The organism is Burkholderiales bacterium, assembly GCA_023511995.1.
GTDB lineage: Bacteria > Pseudomonadota > Gammaproteobacteria > Burkholderiales > Thiobacteraceae > Thiobacter.
In genome coordinates this window covers 16,745-33,783 of record JAIMAL010000009.1, presented here as the reverse complement: position 1 = coordinate 33,783, position 17,039 = coordinate 16,745, and the positions used below count along the sequence as shown (strand labels likewise).

Below are 17,039 nucleotides of genomic sequence, written 5' to 3'. Positions count from 1 at the left end.
AGGTCTTTCCACCGACCTTTCCGGCGGGTGTAGTTCAATGGTAGAACGGGAGCTTCCCAAGCTCTTAACGTGGGTTCGATTCCCATCACCCGCTCCAGATTCCCCGCTCCCCTGAGGGGGAAGCCAGGGCCGGGCGGACGGCCGGGGCCGCCTGAAGGCGGTGGCCGCCAGCCCACGGCAGATGCCATCCCATGCGCAAGCCCGACCGACGCGCCGCCCTGATCGTCTTCCTGGTCCTGACGGGACTTCTCCTCGCCGCCCACCTTTTCGCTGCCAACCTGCTCAAGCCGCGGCTTGAGCAGCTCGTCGAGACGCGTACGCAGCGGCACCTCGGCATCGGGGGCGATTTGCGCCTGATCCTCTTTCCGCGGCCGGCGCTCGCTCTCGCGCGGCTTACCCTTTCCGAACGCGGGAGGGAAGGGGAGTTTGCGACGGTGGAGGGCCTACGCCTTGGACTTGCCTTCTGGCCCCTCCTCCGGGGTGAGGTGGTGCTCACGGAACTGGAGGTCACGGGGCTGCGGGCGCATCTCGTGCGTTTTGCCGACGGGCGCACCAACTTCGACGATCTGTTTGCCCGGGAAAAAACCCCGGCGTTTCGCTTCGATCCCCGCCGGCTTCAGGTGACCGGCCGCCTGGATTTCGAGGACCGGCAAAGGGGGCGGCGGGCAATCACCGACTTTACCTTCGCCGCGGCAAGACCTGGGGGGAAGACGGCCTCGACCCTCACCTTCCAGGGACGGCTCAACCTCGATTCCCCGCCCACGGCCCTTGCCTTCAAGGGGACTGGCCGGGCCGAGCTGAACGTTGCCGAGAAACGGCTCGCGTGGCAGGAACTGGCCCTGGAAGCCAAGGGCGAGGTGCCGGGTGGCCGCCGGGTGGAGGTCACCGGGAGGGGCGATGGCGAAGCGGCCTGGCCGCCCCTGACGCTCCGGGTGGAAAACCTGACCGTACGGGCGCGGATGGAAGAGGAAGGGCAGACGGCGGAGCTGAACCTTGCGCTGCCGCGACTCTCCCTCACCGGGCAAAAGCTGGAAGTGAGGCAGGCGAGCGGCACCCTGACGGCGGCACGGGGAATGGCGCGGCTGTCCGCGGCCCTGAGTCTTCCGGAACTCGTGGGAGGAGGCGAGAAGCTCACGGCACGGCTCAAGCTTGAGGCGGAAGGCAGGCATACCGCCGGGCATTTCACCCTGCGCCTGGCCACCCCCCTGGAGGTTCTGCCCGCCACGGGTCGCCTGGTGGCTTCGGCCGTGGTGGGGGAGGTGACCCTGGATGCGCCCCCGCTTCCCCGAACCTTGCGGCTCGCCCTCTCCGGTTGCGCGGCGGGGGCTAGGGATGCCATCGGCGCGCGCTTTGTCGCCCGCGGCGAGGGGACCACGGCACACGTGCAACTCACGCTTTTGCCGGGGCGCTCCCCCTGGCTCGTTTTCGATGCCCGGCTCGACCGGCTCACGCTCCAAAGCCCTCGGGCCGCGGGGGAAGCGGCGCGGCACCCGTTCGAGCTTTCCCGCCTGGGAGCGCTTCCCATCGACGGTCGGCTGCGGGTGGGAAGCCTCAACCTCGACGGTTTTCACGCCAAGGATGTGGTCCTGCGCCTCGGCCCCCAAGGTGAGGAGGCCGGGAGGGAAGGCCCGGGGCTTTGGGCGCAGGGGGAACCATGCCCATGAAGGAGACCTTTGCCCGCCGCATCATCCGTTGGCAAAGGCGCCACGGCCGTCACCATCTGCCTTGGCAGGGGACCCGCGATCCCTACCGCATCTGGGTGGCGGAAATCATGCTGCAACAGACCCAGGTGGCCACCGTCATCCCCTACTACCAGCGGTTCATCGCCCGCTTCCCCGATGTCTACGCCCTTGCCGCCGCAGAGGAAGAGGCGGTGCTCGCCCATTGGAGCGGCTTGGGCTACTACGCCCGCGGGCGCAATCTCCACCGGGCGGCGCGGGTCGTCGTGGAACGTTACGGCGGCCACTTCCCCAGCCAACCCGATGCCCTCGCCGCCCTGCCCGGTATGGGACGCTCCACGGCCGCCGCGGTGGCGGTGTTTGCCTACGGTGTGCGGGCCGCGATCCTCGATGGCAACGTCAAGCGTGTCCTGGCGCGCCATGCGGGCGTTGACGGCTGGCCCGGTGAAAAGAGTGTGGAGAACCGCCTCTGGTGCATCGCCGAGGCGCGCTTGCCGTTTCGGAACGTGGAAGCCTACACCCAGGGTTTGATGGACCTGGGCGCGCTCCTCTGCACGCGCCGTCCCGACTGTGGGCGCTGCCCGGTGTCCGCCGATTGCATGGCGTTGGCGCAAGGGCGGGTGGCCGAGCTGCCCACCCCCCGTCCTGCCCGCGCCCTGCCGGAGCGGGAGGTGGCCCTGCTGGTGCTGACAGATGGAAACGCGGTGCTCCTGGAAAAACGCCCTCCCACCGGCGTCTGGGGCGGGCTGTGGAGTCTGCCCGAAGGCGCCCCCGGGGAGGATGCCGCAAGCGCTGCGAGACGCCTAGGATATGGGGCCGGGGAATGGCGGGAGCTGGCGCCGCTAAAGCATACCTTTACCCACTTTCGCCTGCGTCTTTTGCCCCGGGTCGTCCGTGTTTCCCGCAACCCCGGTGTGTGCGAGCCGGGGAGGTTGTGGCTGCCATGGACGGAGGTGAGGCGCGCGGCGCTGCCTTCACCGGTGTTGCGGCTCCTCGTGGCGGTCAGCCGGGAGGAGCGTGAGGGAAGCGCTTCTGCCGGGGATGAGGGGGGAACAAAAGGGACGGCGAAGTCCGCGGCGGGAGGGGCGGATTAGGGGGACTTTTTGTCCCGCGAGGCCCATTTGCGGATGACCTCCGCCGCCCACTCCCGGCCTCCCAGCCCGAAGGCGAGCGCCAGGGCAAGGCAGACGGAGCCGAAGAGGATGGCGAAGGCGGTGGTGAGGAGATGGGTGGCAATGGCCAACTGTTCCAGGGCGACGAAGATGGCGAACACCTGCACCGCATACTCCGCCACCGTGCTGATGGTGAGGGCCCCTTCCACACCGAGGTTACGCAGCCAGGCGAACACCAGGCGGTTGACGAAGCGCGCGAGCAGCGTGCCGAGGATGAGGATCAACACCGCGACGACGATATTGGGCAGGTAGAGCACCACCCGGTTGAAGAGCTCCGCCACCGCGGTGAGTCCCAGGCTGCTTGAGATGGTCACCAGCACGATCAAAAGCACCAGCCAGTAGGTCACCTCGGCGATGATGCCGCTCAAGGTGATCTGGATGTCGCCGTGTTTGAGAAACTCCTCGATGCCCGTTTTCTGCGCCAGCAGATCGAAACGCGCGAGCGCAAGGAGCCGCCGCATCGCGCTGCGGGCGAATTTCGCCACCAGCCAGCCGACAAAGAGGAGCACCAGAGCCACCAGCAGCTTGGGCAGAAAATCGGCGACCTGGCGAATCACGGCGTGAAGGGAGGTGAGGAAAATGTCGAGTTCCTGCTGCATGGCTGTCTCCTTTTTTGGGATGTCGCGCGCCGCGGCGCCGCAGGGAAGGGCAATGATAAAAGCCGGGATATCCCCAGGCAACCCGCGGCGGCCCGGCTTCGCGTATCATCCGTGGCCAACGTGACGGTTTAGAGGGGGGAGGGCGGTGAAATACGCCGATCTGCGGGATTTTGTCCGGCAATTGGAAAGCCAGGGGGAGCTCAAGCGCATCCGGGTCGAGATCGATCCCCATCTGGAGATGACCGAGGTCTGCGACCGCGTGCTACGGGCGGGTGGGCCGGCGCTCCTTTTCGAGAAACCCCGCGGACACACCATGCCGGTGCTGGCCAACTTGTTCGGCACCCCGCGCCGTGTGGCCCTGGGCATGGGGCAGCAGGATGTGACCCGTTTGCGCGAGGTGGGGAAACTCCTTGCCTTCCTGCGCGAGCCGGAGCCGCCCCGCGGTTTCCGCGATGCCTGGGAGAAACTGCCGCTCTTCAAACAGGTGCTGCATATGACGCCGAAACCGGTGGCCAGGGCGCCCTGCCAGGAAATCGTGTGGGAAGGGGAGGCGGTGGATCTCACGCGGCTTCCCATCCAGACCTGCTGGCCCGGTGATGTCGCGCCCCTCATCACCTGGGGCCTCACCATCACCCGGGGACCGGCGAAACCACGCCAGAATCTGGGCATCTACCGGCAACAGCTGCTGGGGCGCAACAAACTCATCATGCGCTGGCTTCCCCACCGGGGCGGGGCGCTGGATTTCCGGGATTTCACCGCTGCCCATCCGGGCGAGCGTTTCCCCCTTGCCGTCGCCCTGGGCGCCGACCCCGCCACCCTGCTGGCGGCGGTGACGCCGGTGCCGGATACCCTGTCCGAATACCAGTTCGCTGGACTGCTGCGGGGGGCGAAAACCGAAGTGGTCCGCGCGGTGAGCTGCGATCTCGAGGTGCCCGCCACGGCCGAGATCGTCCTCGAAGGCTATATCGAACCGGGCGAGACCGCGCTGGAAGGCCCCTTCGGCGATCACACCGGCTATTACAACGAAAGGGAGACCTTCCCCGTCTTCACCGTGACCCATATGACCATGCGGCGTGATCCCCTCTACCACAGCACCTATACCGGCAAGCCGCCGGACGAGCCGGCGGTGCTGGGGGTGGCCCTCAACGAGGTGTTCGTGCCGCTACTGCAGAAGCAATTCCCGGAGATCACGGACTTCTACCTGCCCCCCGAAGGCTGCAGCTACCGCCTTGCCGTGGTGAGCATGAAGAAGCAGTACCCCGGCCACGCCAAACGGGTGATGTTCGGTGTGTGGAGCTTTCTGCGCCAGTTCATGTACACCAAGTTCGTCATCGTCGTCGATGATGACATCGATATCCGCGACTGGAAGGAAGTCATCTGGGCGCTGACCACCCGTGTCGATGCCGCGCGGGACACCGTCATCGTGGACAACACGCCCATCGATTATCTGGATTTCGCCAGTCCCGTCTCCGGCTTGGGTTCCAAGATGGGCATCGATGCCACCCACAAGTGGAAGGGCGAGACCAACCGGGAATGGGGCAGACCCATCCGCCGTGATCCCGAGGTGGTGGCCCGCATCGATGCCCTGTGGGAGGAGCTCATGCGCTGATGACCACCGCCCCGGCGTCGGCAGGGTTTTGCCGCCGTTTCCAGGGGGGCGGTCCTTGAGTATCATCGTCGTTTTCAGAGGAAGACGGTATGACCACACAGGATTCCCCTCAGCCGACCGAAATCAAGCTGCACCAGAAGTCCCGCATCCTGGAAATCGCCTTCTCCGATGGCAGCCGCTTCGAGCTGCCCTGCGAGTTTCTCCGGGTCTATTCCCCTTCCGCCGAGGTGCGCGGCCACGGCCCCGGCCAGGAGGTGCTGGTGACGGGCAAGAAAAACGTCGAAATCACCGCCATCGAGCCGGTGGGCACCTACGCCATCAACCTGGTCTTCTCCGACGGCCACGATTCGGGCATCTATTCCTGGAGCTATCTCTACGAGTTGGGCAAAAACCAGGCTACGCTCTGGCAGCGCTATCTGGATCGTCTTGCCGCAGCCGGCGCAAGCCGCGAGCCCACCGCGGAGTCGCCCATTCCCATTCGGCCCAAATCCAAGTGACCCATCATGGCTGAGACCCATTTCGGCTTCAGCAAGGTCGAGGAGTCGGAAAAGGCGCGCAAGGTGGCGGAGGTCTTCCACTCCGTCGCCAAGCGCTATGACCTGATGAACGACCTCATGTCCGGCGGATTGCACCGCCTGTGGAAGGCCTTCACCGTCGCCGAAGCACGGGTGCGGCCCGGTGAGCGCGTGCTGGACATCGCCGGGGGCACGGGGGATCTCGCCATCGCCTTTGCCGCACGGGTGGGGGCAAGCGGCGAGGTGCTGTTGACCGACATCAATGCCTCCATGCTCACCGTGGGGCGTGACCGCATGCTGGATCACGGACTGGTGCCCCGGGTCGTTCAGTGCGATGCGGAGAAACTGCCCTTTCCCGCCAACCGTTTCGATGTGGTGACCGTGGCCTTCGGGCTACGCAACATGACCCACAAGGAGGTGGCGCTCCGGGAAATGTACCGCGTGCTGCGGCCCGGCGGGCGGCTGCTGGTGCTGGAATTCTCCCGTGTCTACAAGCCTCTTGCGCCCCTTTACGACCTCTATTCCTTCAAGGTGCTGCCCCTGCTGGGGCGCCTGGTGGCCAAGGACGAGGGAAGCTACCGTTATCTTGCCGAATCCATCCGCGTGCATCCGGATCAGGAAACCATGAAGCGCATGATGGAGGAGGCGGGCTTCGAGCGCGTGGATTATTTCAATCTCACCGCGGGCGTGGTGGCGCTGCACAAGGGCTACAAGCTGTGAGGCGGTCGGGTCTGACAAAACCAGGGTTTTCCTTGCGGCGCCGCGGGCATCACGCAGGGTGTGGAGGGCAGGGCTGATGCATCCTGCGACGGCGGCGCTCAATCATCTGTTGAGCCAGAACCCTTGGGCGCGGCAGCGCCTTGCGCCCTTTGCTGGCCTGTGTTTTGCCGTCGATCCTTTCCCCCTGCCGCGGCTTGCCTTCATCGTGACGCCGGAAGGCGGCGTGGCGGAGCCGGGTGGGCAGGCGCCGGATGCCGTGCTTGCCGCCACCCCCGATGCCCTGCTGCGCTATTTGCTGGTCTCTCCCCATGACCTGAGCGCCATCCGCATCCATGGCTACCATCCCTTCGGCGAGGTGGTAGCCCAGGTGCTCGCCGGGCTCGAGTGGGACGCGGAGGAGGATCTGTCCCATTTCTTCGGCGATGTCCTCGCGCACCGGCTGGTGGCCTTCGGCCGGGCCTGGTGGCGCTGGCGTCTCGATTCTGTGCTGCGTTTGGGCGAAGCCCTGACGGAGTACCTCACCGAGGAGCAGCCAATCCTCGCCAAGGGCGCTGACCTGGCGCGTTTCCGCGCCGAAGTGGAAGCGCTCGCCGCGCGCCTCGAGGCGCTTGAGTCGCGCATCGCCCATCTCCCCGGGCGGGGCTGATGCGGCTTTTGCGTCTTTTCACCATCTTCTCCATCGCCGTCCGCTACGGACTGGACGAATTCCTCCTCGTTGAGGCGCGACTTGGCTGGCTCAAGGTTCTCACCCGGGTCCTGCTCTTCTGGCGGCGGTGGCAGACGCCGCGCGCGGTGCGCCTGCGCCTGGCGCTGGAGCGTCTGGGGCCCATCTTCGTCAAATTCGGGCAGGTGCTCTCCACGCGACGGGATCTTCTGCCCGACGACATCGCCGATGAACTGGCCAAGCTCCAGGACCAGGTGCCCCCCTTCCCCGCAAGCCAGGTGGCCGCGGTGTTGGCGCGGGTCTATGGCCGTCCCCACGACGAGGTCTTCCGCGAATTCGATCTGTTGCCGGTGGCTTCCGCCTCGGTGGCGCAGGTGCATTTCGCCGTGCTGCCGGATGGGCGCGAGGTGGCGGTGAAGATTCTGCGCCCCGGCATCCGCCGCGTCATCGACCGCGATCTTGCCCTTCTCGATACTGCCGCCGGCCTCATCGAAATCCTCTTCACCGACGGCCGGCGGCTGCGGCCGCGGGAGGTGGTGGCGGAGTTCGCCCATCACCTGGACGAGGAGCTGGATCTGCTGCGCGAGGCCGCCAATGCCAGCCAGTTGCGCCGCAACTTCCAGGACCAGCGGCTGCTCATCGTGCCCGAGGTGTTCTGGGACTGGTGTCACGAGGAAGTGATGGTGATGGAGCGCATCCATGGCATCCCCATCTCCCACGTGGAGCGGATCCGCCAGGCGGGCATCGACATTCCGCAGCTTGCGCGGCGGGGGGTGGAAATCTTCTTCACCCAGGTCTTCCGCGACGGCTTCTTCCATGCCGACATGCATCCCGGCAACATTTTCGTGGCGTTGGATGGGCGCTACATCGGCGTGGATTTCGGCATCATGGGGACGCTCACCGAGCGGGACAAAAACTATCTCGCGCAGAATTTCCTCGCCTTCTTCAACCGGGATTACAAGCAGGTGGCGCGCGCCCATCTGGAGGCGGGTTGGGTGCCGGCCAATACCCGCGAAGACCAGTTCGAGGCGGCGATCCGTTCCGTGTGCGAGCCGGTGTTCGACCGGCCCATCAAGGAGATTTCCTTCGGCCGTTTCCTGCTGCGGCTGTTCCAGGTGTCGCGCCGCTTCAACATGGAAATCCAGCCGCAGCTCGTGATGCTGCAGAAAACGCTGCTCAACGTGGAAGGACTGGGCCGCCAGCTCGATCCGGACCTGGACCTGTGGACAACCGCCAAGCCCTTCCTCGAACGCTGGATGCGGGAGCAGATCGGCTGGCGCGCCTTTGTGCGTCACCTGAAGGCGGAAGCGCCCCGCTTCGCCGCCCTCCTGCCCGCTCTGCCGCGGCAACTCCATGATGCCCTGAAGCGTGATCCCCTGCCGGGGATCGAGCGGGGATTTGCGCTCCTGCTCGCCGAAGAGAAAAAACGCAATCGGTGGCTTGCCACCATTGCCCTGCTACTTTTACTTCTGCTTGCCGCCGTGTGGTTGCGTGGGTAAGGCGGGAGAGGACCTCCTTTATAATCCGCCTGCTGCGGGGTTGATTGAGGAAAAGGACCAGCCATGCTCCTCGGTTTCGTCATTCTCTACCTGGTGATTTCCATCGGCATCGGTGTCTATGCAGCAACCCGCGTGCACACCGCGAAGGACTACATCACCGCCGGGCAGTCGCTGCCCATGATCATCGTCGTGGCCATGGTGTTCGCCACCTGGTTCGGCGCCGAGACGGTGCTGGGCATTCCCGCCACTTTCATGAGGGAAAACCTCGGCGCCACGATTTCCGATCCCTTCGGCGCCACCCTGGCGCTGATCCTCTTTGGCCTGTTTTTCGCCCGTCCCCTCTACCGCATGAAACTCGTCACCTTGGGCGATTTCTTCCGCAAGCGTTACAGCCGGCCGGTGGAGATCGTCATGGCGCTCGCCATCGCGGCTTCCTACCTGGGCTGGGTGTCGGCGCAGGTGGTGGCGCTGGGGCTGGTGTTCAACGTGCTGTCCGATGGTCTCATCACCCAGGCGCAGGGCATTCTCATCGGTGGCGGCGTGGTGGCCCTGTACACGCTCTTTGGCGGCATGTGGTCGGTTGCCCTCACCACTTTCGTGCAGATGACGGTGATCGTCATCGGCCTTTTGTGGATTGCTTTTCTCGTGGGCAGCATGCCCCAGGTGGGCGGGGTGATGCCGGTGGTGCAACATGCCGCGGCGGCGGGCAAGTTTCAGTTCTGGCCGCCCCTGGAGTGGGGGGCGGTGATCAGCTTCGCCGCCGGCCTCTTCACCATGGGCCTGGGCTCCGTGCCCCAGCAGGACGTTTTCCAGCGCGCCAACTCGTCGAAGAACGAATTCGTCGCGGTCTGGGGCACGGTGATCGGTGGCGTGCTCTACCTCCTCTTTGCCGCCGTGCCCCTCTATCTCACCTACGCCGCCTCGCTGGTGGATCCGGCCACCACCGGCGCCCTCCTTGCGACCGATGTGCAGAAACTGTTGCCCGCCTTCGTCAAGAACCACCTGCCCCTTGCTGCGCAGATCATTTTCTACGGGGCGCTCCTGTCGGTGATCATGTCCACTGCCTCCGGCACGCTGCTCGCCCCGGCGGTGACCATTTCGGAAAACGTCATCAAGGAATTCATGCCCGCTCATCGCCTGACCCAGCACGCCCTGCTGCGCATCACCCAGGCCGTGGTGGTGGTGTTCGCCGTGCTGGTGATGGCCTATGCGGTATGGTCGGTGGAAGCGGAAACGCCCATCCACACCATGGTGGAGAATGCCTACAAGGTGACGCTGGCGGTGGCTTTCGTGCCCCTGGCGGCCGGTGTGTACTGGAAGCGCGCCAACAACCGGGGTGCGGTGCTGTCCATGCTGCTGGGCTTTGTCGCCTGGATCGCCGCCGAATTTCTGCTGCCGGCGGGCGCCCCTCTGCCCGCCCAGTTCGTGGGCTTTTTCGCAAGCCTCGTGGGCATGGTGGCGGGTTCCCTCAGGGGGGGCCACGGCAGCCGCTAGTTTTCAGCGCTGCGACAGCAGGCAACGCATGCGGCGATGGGGGATGCCCGCGTCGAGGAATACTTCGCCCTCCGGCCGGAAGCCGAAACGCGCGTAGAAGGGCAGGGCGTGGGTCTGGGCGGAGAGCTTTGCTTCCCGGCAGCCCAGGCGCCGGGCTTCGCTGAGCAGGCGCGCAAGCAGCGCACTGCCCACACCGCGGCCCCGCCAGGGCTTCACCACCGCCATGCGTCCGATGTGGGCGAGCCCGCCATGCATGAGGAGGCGCCCGGTGCCGATGGGTTCACCATTCGACGCGCGCGCCAAAACGTGCACCGCCGCGGCGTCCTCGCCATCCCACTCCAATGCCTCCGGCACGCCCTGCTCCTCGATGAATACCGCCCGCCGCACGCGGGCGAGTTGCGGCGCCGCCTCCTGCCAGTCGACCACCTGCACTTCGAAGAGCCTCATGCGGCTTGCGGTTCCATCATGCCGGAGTGGCGCAGCAGGGCGTCGATGCTGGGCTTGCGGCCGCGGAAGGCGATGAAGGATTCGAGCGCGCTGCGGGAGCCACCTGTGCCGAGGATTTCATTGAGGAAGCGCTGGCCCACTTCGGCATTGAGCACCCCGTTTTCCTCGAACAGGCTGTAGGCGTCGGCGGAGAGGACCTCCGCCCATTTGTAGCTGTAATAGCCCGCCGCATAGCCACCGGCGAAGATGTGGGCGAAGCTGTTGGGGAAGCGGTTGTAGGAGGGCGGAAAGACCACGGCCACCTGCCGCCGGATGTCGTCGAGGAGATCGAGCGGCGTCTTGTCCCCCTCCGGATCAAAATCGTAGTGGAGGTGCATGTCGAAGAGGGCGAATTCGATCTGGCGCACCATCTGCATGCCGCTCTGGAAATTCTTCGCCGCCACCATTTTGTCGAAAAGCGCCCGCGGCAGGGGCTCGCCGGTCTCCACATGGCGGGTCATGGGAGCGACCACTTCCCACTCCCAGCAAAAGTTTTCCATGAATTGGGAGGGCAGCTCGACGGCATCCCACTCCACCCCGTTGATTCCCGACACACCCAGTTCCTCCACCCGCGTCAGCAGATGATGCAGGCCATGGCCGAACTCGTGGAAAAGAGTGATCACTTCGTCATGGGTGAAGAGGGCGGGCCTGCCCCCCACCGGCGCGGAGAAATTGCAGGTGAGATAGGCCACCGGTGTCTGAATGCCGGTCGCCTTGCGCCGGCGGGTGATGGCTTCGTCCATCCAGGCGCCGCCCCGCTTGCCGTTGCGGGCGTAAAGGTCAAGATAGAACTGGCCGATCAGCTGACCGGTGTGATCGGTGATGTTGAAGAAGCGCACATCCGGGTGCCACACCGGGGCGTGGGTCTGATGAATCTTCAGGCCGTAGAGGGTTTCCACCAGGCGGAAGAGTCCCGCCAGCACCGCAGGTTCCGGGAAATACTGCTTCACCTCGTCATCGGAAAAGCCGTATTTCTCCTGCCGCAGCTTCTCCGAGTAATAGGCGATGTCCCACGCCTCGAGTTTGTCCACGCCGTAACGGGCTCGCGCGAAGTCCAGGAGTTCGGCCAGGTCCCGCTGGGCGAAGGGACGGGCACGCCGCGCCAGCTCGTTGAGGAAATCCAGCACCTGGGTGGGGCTGTCGGCCATCTTGGTGGCAAGGGATAGCTCCGCGTAGTTGGCGAAACCGAGCAACGCCGCCGCTTCCTTGCGCAGTTTGAGGATGCGGGTGATGAGGGGCGTATTGTCCCACTCCGGCGGGCCGAACTCAGAGGCGCGCGTGACATAGGCGCGGTACATCTCCTGCCGCAAGGCCCGGTTTTCGGCATACTGCATCACCGGCAGCCAGGAAGGCGCATGCAGGGTGAGCTTGAAGCCGCTGCGGCCATCCCGTTCCGCTGCCTCCCGTGCCGCCTGTAGGACGTCGGACGGCAGGCCAGCCAGCTCCCCTTCGTCCTCCACGTAGCGGGCGAAGGCGTTGGTGGTGTCGAGGAGGTTTTCCTCGAATTTGGCGGCAAGGCTTGCCAGTTCCTCCTGGATCGCCTTGAAGCGGGCTTTCTTATCCTCCGGCAGCTCCGCTCCCCCGAGACGGAAGTCGCGCAGCTCGTTGTCGATGACTTTCCGTCGCGGGTGGCTCAAGGTCTCGTATTCCGGGCTTTCCCGCAGCGTCTTGAATTTGCGGTAAAGCCCCGGGTGCTGGGACAGCTCCGCATGGTATTCGGTGATCCGGGGCAGGTTGGCGTTGTAGACCTCCCGCAATTCCGGCGTGTTTACCACCGCGTTGAGATGGGAGACCTGCCCCCAGGCGCGGGACAGGCGTTCATTGGCATCCTCCAGGGGCGCGACGAACCCCTCCCAGGTGGGAGGGGCTGGATCGGCCACCAACCGCGCCACGAGCGCCCGATTTTCGGCAAGGAGCGTGTCCACCGCCGGCGTCACATGTTCCGGTTTGATTCTGTGGAACTGGGGCAGTCCCGAGAAATCCAGTAACGGGTTCATGGTCGTTGTTTCCCAAGGATGAGAAAGCATTATACTGGCAGCCTTGTTTGCGATTGGTTCCCCATCATGGCCCAGAACATCCTCTCCCATCACGGGGCCACACCGGTCATTCCGGCAAGCTGCTACATCCATCCCAGCGCCCAGATCATCGGTGAAGTGACCCTGGGTGAACACGTTTCCGTCTGGCCCGGGGCGGTGATCCGCGGCGATGTGAATTACATCCTCATCGGCGAAGACACCAACATCCAGGACCTCGCCGTGCTGCATGTCTCCCACAAGAGCGACTGGGACCCGGAAGGGGCGCCTCTTGTCATCGGCGCACGGGTGACGGTGGGCCACAGCGTCATCCTTCACGGCTGCACCATTGGCGATGAATGTCTCATTGGCATGGGATCCATCGTCATGGACAAGGCGGTGCTGCAGCCGCGGGTGCTGCTTGCCGCAGGCAGCCTGGTGCCGGAAGGCAAGGTGCTGGAATCCGGCTATCTCTACCTCGGCCGTCCGGCCAAGCCGCTGCGGCCCCTCACCGCCGACGAGCTCGCCTACTTCGCCTATTCCGCAAGGCACTACCGGACGCTGGCGGAAAGCTACCGGTCCTGAGGCGCGCGGCCCCCTGCCTTGCGCGCGCAAAAAGTGCTGTAATGGTATCCATGACAAGCGCATGGAGGCGGTGACATGGCCGACAATCTTGCGGACTACCTGGGCACCACGGCCCTGGCGGTGGGCGCGTTGGGCGCGGCGGCCTATGGCGTGGTGGATGGGCTGAAGCTTTTGCCATGGGTCGACCTGGCTGGCTTCGAGCGGCTCTTTTCCCGTCGCGCCGGCGTCGGGGGACGCACCTGGATCGGTGTGAGCCGGGTGGCCCTCGACCCGCTGCTACCCGCGCTCACCGCCGCCTACGGCCAGGACGCCATGGACCTGCTCAAGGCCCAGTACCGCAGCGGGCGCAGCGCGGGGGACCTGCCCCGCACCCTGCGCCAAGGGGTGCGGATCGGCTTTGGTCTTCTGCCAGCGGAGGAGATTGCCGCCATCGCCGGCCGCCTGGGCATCGACCCGGCCGTGGCCGGGCAGGCCGCAACGGCCCTGTCGCGGCTGCGGGGGCTGAGGCCCCCCGCCTATGGTGAGTCACCGGCGCAGGCAGGCGCCCCCACGGAGGACGAACGTGCTGCCCTCGCGCGCCTGGAAAATGCCATCGACGCGCGCATCGATGCTGCGCTCGCGCTTGCGGAGCGGCAATACGTCACCCAAACCAAGGTGCTGGCCATGCTGGTGGCTCTGGCCATTGCCTTTGGCGTGGGATTGTCCTTGGGGGCGGCGCCGGTGGCCTGCTTCCTCGTGGGGATTGCCGCGGTGCCCCTGGCGCCGGTGGCCAAGGACCTGGCCACCGCCCTGCAGGCGGCGGTGCAGGCCCTCAAAGGACGCGGTTGATGTTCTACTGCCTGCACCTGCGCGACTGCGAAGTGGGCGGTGCCGTGGTTTCCGGCCACCTCTATCGTTTCCTCGATGGTCGGGAAGTGGATTGGGATGCGCGCGTGGCCGAGTTCACCGCCGCCTGCCAGGGTGGCCGCCTGCTGATACTCCTGCACGGCTACAACGTGAACCGCAGCGAGGGGCGCGCAAGCCTTTCCCGCTACATGCAGTTTCTCGTCGCGGAAGGCTGGGCCGAACCCATGCTGGCCGTGCTCTGGCCCGGGGACGGCTGGGCCAAGGCGCTGACCTATCCCTTCGAGGGCCGCGATGCGGACGATGCGGGTGATGCCCTGTGGAAGTGGCTCACCACCCACGTTAAGGCCGACACACGGCTTGCGTTTGCCGGCCACAGCCTGGGTTGCCGGGTGGTGATGGAGGCGGCGCGGCGTCTGGCCCGTGCCGGCCGTCTCGATCTCGATCGCATCGTGCTGATGGCACCGGCCATCGACAACGACAGTCTGGGACGCAGCGGCCGCTTCGGCTATCGGGAAGCCACCCTGCGCGCGGAGCAGGTGGCGGTACTGGCTTCCCGGCAGGATTGGGTGCTGCGTCTGGCCTACCCTCTGGGCGACCTCACCCAGACCCTCCTCTTCGGTGAACGCTGGGGCCGCGCCCTGGGCTACACCGGCCCGCTGGAGCGGGAGGCGGCCATTCTGTCCCGACTCGCGCCGGTGCCCGCCGCCAACCCGGCGCGCCGCATCGATCACGGTGACTATCTGGGCGCCGCCCCCGATGGCCGGCATACCGTGGCGGAGAGCGAGCGCTTCGTCGCCCCCTTCCTTGCCGGCCATCCCCGGCCCACCTGGCCGGCAGCTCAATAAAAGCGGTTGGCTGCCGTTAACGGAGGAATGATCGATTTTTCCAGCAAGCGCTTCCTCATCGTGGATGACCAGGCCGGCATGCGCTCGGCCCTGCGCACCACCCTCAGCGCCTTCGGCGTCATCCATGCGGACATGGCCACAAGCGCCAACGATGTCGTGCGTCGCCTGCAAAGCAGAAGCTACGATGTGATCGTCTGCGATTATCTCCTGGGGGAGGGCGCCGACGGCCAGCAGTTGTTGGAACAACTGCGCCACAACCGCCTCATCAGCCTGCAGACGGTGTTCGTCATGGTCACCGCGGAACGCACCTACGAGCGCGTGGTGTCGGCGGTGGAGCTCGCACCCGACGATTATCTGGTCAAACCCTTCACCGCCGAGACGCTGCGCACCCGGCTGGTGCGGGTGTTCGAGAAGAAAGCCGCCTTTGCCCCCATCCATGCGCTCATCGAGACGGGCGACCTGGCGGAGGCCATCCGGGTGTGCAGCCAGGCGGTGGCGGCGGGTGGCAAGTACACCCTCGATTTTCTGCGTCTGCTGGCGGAGCTTTACGTCAGCCAGGGCGAGTTCGGCGAGGCAGAAAAGATCTACCAGCGGGTGATGGAAATGCGGGCCATCCCCTGGGCGCGCATGGGGCTTGCCCGAATACTGCACGCCCAGGGGCGAAGCGAGGAAGCGGAGGTCCTCCTGCTGCAGGTGGTGGAGGAGGCGCCAGAATACATGGCCGCCCATGACGAGCTTGCCAGCGTGTTGGAGGCGAATGGCAAGACACGGGAAGCGCAGGCGGTGCTCAGCCGGGCGGCCGCCGCCTCGCCCTACATCCTGACGCGGCAACGGCAGGTGGGGGAACTGGCGCTGCGCAACGATGATCTGGCCGCCGCCGAGCAGGCCTTCCGCACCGTGGTGGAACGGGGCCGCACTTCATTCTTCCGCCAGCCGGACGACTATGCCCGGCTATCCCGCGTCCAACTGAAGCAGGGCAGGATCGACGAGGCGCTGGCCACGGTGCGCGAGCTGCGCAAAAACTTCAACGACACGCCGGAGACGGAATTCACCGCCGCCGTGATGGAAAGCCTCATCCACGGGCAGGCCGGCGATGCCACCCGTGCGACGCAGGCCCTCGAAGTGGCGCTGGAACTTCAACGGCGGGGGCTCGCCGGGCTTACTGAAGAGGCCACCCTTTCCCTTGCCGAAGCCTGTTTGCGCCAGGGGCGGGAGGAGGTGGCGCGGGAGCTCGTGGAACACGCGGTGAAAAGCAATCACGAAAGCCGCAGCCTGATCGAAAAAGCCAAGCGGATTTATGCCGAGGCGGGGCGGGCGGCGGAAGGGGCGGCGCTGGTGGAAGGCAGCGTGCAGGCCATCATCCAGCTCAACAACGAAGGCGTGCGCCGCGCCCAGAAGGGAGACCTGGAAGGCGCGGTGCAGTTGCTCAGCGAGGCGGCGGACAGGTTGCCCAACAATCTGCAGATCGTGCTCAACGCCGCCCAGGCCGCCCTGGTGCTGATGGATCGGCGGGGCTTCGACGAGGCGCGCATGGAGAAGGTGCGCCACTACCTTGCCCTCGCCCGGGCACGGGAGCCCCATCATGCCAAGCTGCGCGTGATTGAAAGCCTCGCTGATGACGTGGCCCACAAATATGGAGTTGCCCGATGAGTCACCGTCTCGACTTCGCCACCCTCTCCGCCACCGGCATCCATGAGCTCAAAAACCTCGTCGGCGAGCTTACCCTGCTCCTTGACGGCCTCGAGGCGACGGCAGCACCCCAGCAAAGGTCGCCCCTTTCGGCGGCGCGCTTCCTTTGTGGCCGCATCCACGACCGCATGGCCGCTCTGCTCACCCTCTACAAACTGGATGGCGGACGTCAGGCGTTTGCCAAGGAGGCCCACTGCCCGGCGGATGTGGTGGAGGACATCGCCGCCGAACTCAGGACGCTGGCGGGAAGGCCGCTGCAAATCGACACCCAAATGGCCGTGGATCTGCCGGCCTTCTGGTTCTTCGACCGTGAGCTCGTGCGGGCGGCGCTGCTCAATGCTGGCCACAACGCGCTCCTCTATGCGCGGGAGACGGTGCGTCTGACCGCGGCGCAGGAGGCGGGCTGGCTCGTCTTCACGGTGGCGGACGACGGCGCCGGCTACCCTGCCGAACTCCTCGCGGACAAGCCCATCGAGCCGCAGAAATCGCGCCACGGCAGCGGCCTCGGCCTCTACCTCGCCCAGGCCGTCGCCTATGCCCACGAACACGGCGGCCGCCGGGGCAGGGTTCGCCTGCGCAATGGCGACGATGGGGGAGCGGTCTTCGCACTGATGCTGCCGTAGGA

The 17,039-nt window shown here is 65.9% G+C and carries 16 protein-coding genes and 1 tRNA gene; 14 read left to right on the top strand and 3 right to left on the bottom strand.

Annotation, left to right across the window (positions count from 1 at the left end; all coding sequences use genetic code 11):
* Nucleotides 1-23: 23 nt before the first annotated feature.
* The 3 genes from K6T56_06305 (at nucleotide 24) to mutY (ending at nucleotide 2,773) form a co-directional block, all read left to right on the top strand.
* A tRNA-Gly gene (locus K6T56_06305) sits at nucleotides 24-97 on the top strand.
* A gap of 94 nt (nucleotides 98-191) precedes the next feature.
* Nucleotides 192-1,664: an AsmA family protein gene (locus K6T56_06300; GenBank protein MCL6555954.1), complete on the top strand. Its 1,473-nt coding sequence runs from the start codon at nucleotides 192-194 to the stop codon at nucleotides 1,662-1,664.
* Nucleotides 1,655-2,773, top strand: coding sequence for an A/G-specific adenine glycosylase (gene mutY, locus K6T56_06295; protein MCL6555953.1), 1,119 nt, complete (start codon nucleotides 1,655-1,657; stop codon nucleotides 2,771-2,773). Before K6T56_06300 ends, mutY begins: the two co-directional genes overlap by 10 nt.
* On the opposite strand, the gene K6T56_06290 is transcribed toward mutY, so the two are convergent.
* Nucleotides 2,770-3,450, bottom strand: a complete 681-nt coding sequence (locus tag K6T56_06290) for a hypothetical protein (protein ID MCL6555952.1) — start codon at nucleotides 3,448-3,450, stop codon at nucleotides 2,770-2,772. The genes mutY and K6T56_06290 overlap by 4 nt on opposite strands.
* Before the next feature lie 145 nt (nucleotides 3,451-3,595).
* Between K6T56_06290 and ubiD the strand changes: the two genes are divergently transcribed.
* The 6 genes from ubiD to K6T56_06260 all read left to right on the top strand — a co-directional run bounded on the left by ubiD (nucleotide 3,596) and on the right by K6T56_06260 (nucleotide 9,951).
* Nucleotides 3,596-5,059: a 4-hydroxy-3-polyprenylbenzoate decarboxylase gene (ubiD, locus tag K6T56_06285; protein ID MCL6555951.1), complete on the top strand. Its 1,464-nt coding sequence runs from the start codon at nucleotides 3,596-3,598 to the stop codon at nucleotides 5,057-5,059.
* An 89-nt stretch (nucleotides 5,060-5,148) separates the two neighbouring features.
* The gene (locus tag K6T56_06280; protein ID MCL6555950.1) at nucleotides 5,149-5,556 is read left to right on the top strand and encodes a DUF971 domain-containing protein; all 408 of its coding nucleotides are present in this window, start codon (nucleotides 5,149-5,151) and stop codon (nucleotides 5,554-5,556) included.
* A 6-nt stretch (nucleotides 5,557-5,562) separates the two neighbouring features.
* Nucleotides 5,563-6,294 (top strand): bifunctional demethylmenaquinone methyltransferase/2-methoxy-6-polyprenyl-1,4-benzoquinol methylase UbiE, encoded by a 732-nt coding sequence (ubiE, locus tag K6T56_06275; protein MCL6555949.1) that lies wholly within the window; start codon nucleotides 5,563-5,565, stop codon nucleotides 6,292-6,294.
* A 76-nt stretch (nucleotides 6,295-6,370) separates the two neighbouring features.
* Nucleotides 6,371-6,940, top strand: coding sequence for an SCP2 domain-containing protein (locus tag K6T56_06270; protein ID MCL6555948.1), 570 nt, complete (start codon nucleotides 6,371-6,373; stop codon nucleotides 6,938-6,940).
* Complete coding sequence (gene ubiB, locus K6T56_06265) at nucleotides 6,940-8,457, top strand: ubiquinone biosynthesis regulatory protein kinase UbiB (GenBank protein MCL6555947.1); 1,518 nt, start codon at nucleotides 6,940-6,942, stop codon at nucleotides 8,455-8,457. Before K6T56_06270 ends, ubiB begins: the two co-directional genes overlap by 1 nt.
* Nucleotides 8,458-8,520: 63 nt before the next feature.
* On the top strand, nucleotides 8,521-9,951 hold the full coding sequence (locus K6T56_06260) for a sodium:solute symporter family protein (protein MCL6555946.1): 1,431 nt from the start codon (nucleotides 8,521-8,523) through the stop codon (nucleotides 9,949-9,951).
* 3 nt (nucleotides 9,952-9,954) lie between these two features.
* Here K6T56_06260 and K6T56_06255 read toward each other — a convergent pair whose 3' ends face one another.
* Nucleotides 9,955-10,398 (bottom strand): GNAT family N-acetyltransferase, encoded by a 444-nt coding sequence (locus K6T56_06255; GenBank protein ID MCL6555945.1) that lies wholly within the window; start codon nucleotides 10,396-10,398, stop codon nucleotides 9,955-9,957.
* On the bottom strand, nucleotides 10,395-12,434 hold the full coding sequence (locus K6T56_06250) for a M3 family metallopeptidase (protein MCL6555944.1): 2,040 nt from the start codon (nucleotides 12,432-12,434) through the stop codon (nucleotides 10,395-10,397). Before K6T56_06250 ends, K6T56_06255 begins: the two co-directional genes overlap by 4 nt.
* A gap of 66 nt (nucleotides 12,435-12,500) precedes the next feature.
* On the opposite strand from K6T56_06250, the gene K6T56_06245 reads away from it, so the two are divergent.
* The 5 genes from K6T56_06245 (at nucleotide 12,501) to K6T56_06225 (ending at nucleotide 17,037) form a co-directional block, all read left to right on the top strand.
* The gene (locus tag K6T56_06245) at nucleotides 12,501-13,034 is read left to right on the top strand and encodes a gamma carbonic anhydrase family protein (GenBank protein MCL6555943.1); all 534 of its coding nucleotides are present in this window, start codon (nucleotides 12,501-12,503) and stop codon (nucleotides 13,032-13,034) included.
* A gap of 75 nt (nucleotides 13,035-13,109) precedes the next feature.
* Nucleotides 13,110-13,862 (top strand): hypothetical protein, encoded by a 753-nt coding sequence (locus tag K6T56_06240; protein ID MCL6555942.1) that lies wholly within the window; start codon nucleotides 13,110-13,112, stop codon nucleotides 13,860-13,862.
* A complete protein-coding gene (locus K6T56_06235; protein MCL6555941.1) occupies nucleotides 13,862-14,725 on the top strand; it encodes an alpha/beta fold hydrolase in 864 nt (287 codons plus the stop codon). Before K6T56_06240 ends, K6T56_06235 begins: the two co-directional genes overlap by 1 nt.
* A 27-nt stretch (nucleotides 14,726-14,752) precedes the next feature.
* The gene (locus tag K6T56_06230; protein MCL6555940.1) at nucleotides 14,753-16,375 is read left to right on the top strand and encodes a tetratricopeptide repeat protein; all 1,623 of its coding nucleotides are present in this window, start codon (nucleotides 14,753-14,755) and stop codon (nucleotides 16,373-16,375) included.
* Nucleotides 16,372-17,037, top strand: a complete 666-nt coding sequence (locus tag K6T56_06225) for a HAMP domain-containing histidine kinase (GenBank protein MCL6555939.1) — start codon at nucleotides 16,372-16,374, stop codon at nucleotides 17,035-17,037. Before K6T56_06230 ends, K6T56_06225 begins: the two co-directional genes overlap by 4 nt.
* Nucleotides 17,038-17,039 lie beyond the last annotated feature (2 nt).

Excerpts from the sequence above, each read along its gene's own strand:
- K6T56_06250 (MCL6555944.1), bottom strand. The coding sequence starts at position 12,434 with ATGAACCCGTTACTGGATTTCTCGGGACTGCCCCAGTTCCACAGAATC.
- ubiB (MCL6555947.1), top strand. The coding sequence starts at position 6,940 with ATGCGGCTTTTGCGTCTTTTCACCATCTTCTCCATCGCCGTCCGCTAC.
- K6T56_06280 (MCL6555950.1), top strand. The coding sequence starts at position 5,149 with ATGACCACACAGGATTCCCCTCAGCCGACCGAAATCAAGCTGCACCAG.
- ubiE (MCL6555949.1), top strand. The coding sequence starts at position 5,563 with ATGGCTGAGACCCATTTCGGCTTCAGCAAGGTCGAGGAGTCGGAAAAG.
- K6T56_06235 (MCL6555941.1), top strand. The coding sequence starts at position 13,862 with ATGTTCTACTGCCTGCACCTGCGCGACTGCGAAGTGGGCGGTGCCGTG.
- K6T56_06290 (MCL6555952.1), bottom strand. The coding sequence starts at position 3,450 with ATGCAGCAGGAACTCGACATTTTCCTCACCTCCCTTCACGCCGTGATT.
- K6T56_06245 (MCL6555943.1), top strand. The coding sequence starts at position 12,501 with ATGGCCCAGAACATCCTCTCCCATCACGGGGCCACACCGGTCATTCCG.
- K6T56_06300 (MCL6555954.1), top strand. The coding sequence starts at position 192 with ATGCGCAAGCCCGACCGACGCGCCGCCCTGATCGTCTTCCTGGTCCTG.
- K6T56_06240 (MCL6555942.1), top strand. The coding sequence starts at position 13,110 with ATGGCCGACAATCTTGCGGACTACCTGGGCACCACGGCCCTGGCGGTG.
- K6T56_06230 (MCL6555940.1), top strand. The coding sequence starts at position 14,753 with ATGATCGATTTTTCCAGCAAGCGCTTCCTCATCGTGGATGACCAGGCC.
- K6T56_06225 (MCL6555939.1), top strand. The coding sequence starts at position 16,372 with ATGAGTCACCGTCTCGACTTCGCCACCCTCTCCGCCACCGGCATCCAT.
- K6T56_06255 (MCL6555945.1), bottom strand. The coding sequence starts at position 10,398 with ATGAGGCTCTTCGAAGTGCAGGTGGTCGACTGGCAGGAGGCGGCGCCG.
- mutY (MCL6555953.1), top strand. The coding sequence starts at position 1,655 with ATGCCCATGAAGGAGACCTTTGCCCGCCGCATCATCCGTTGGCAAAGG.
- K6T56_06260 (MCL6555946.1), top strand. The coding sequence starts at position 8,521 with ATGCTCCTCGGTTTCGTCATTCTCTACCTGGTGATTTCCATCGGCATC.
- K6T56_06270 (MCL6555948.1), top strand. The coding sequence starts at position 6,371 with ATGCATCCTGCGACGGCGGCGCTCAATCATCTGTTGAGCCAGAACCCT.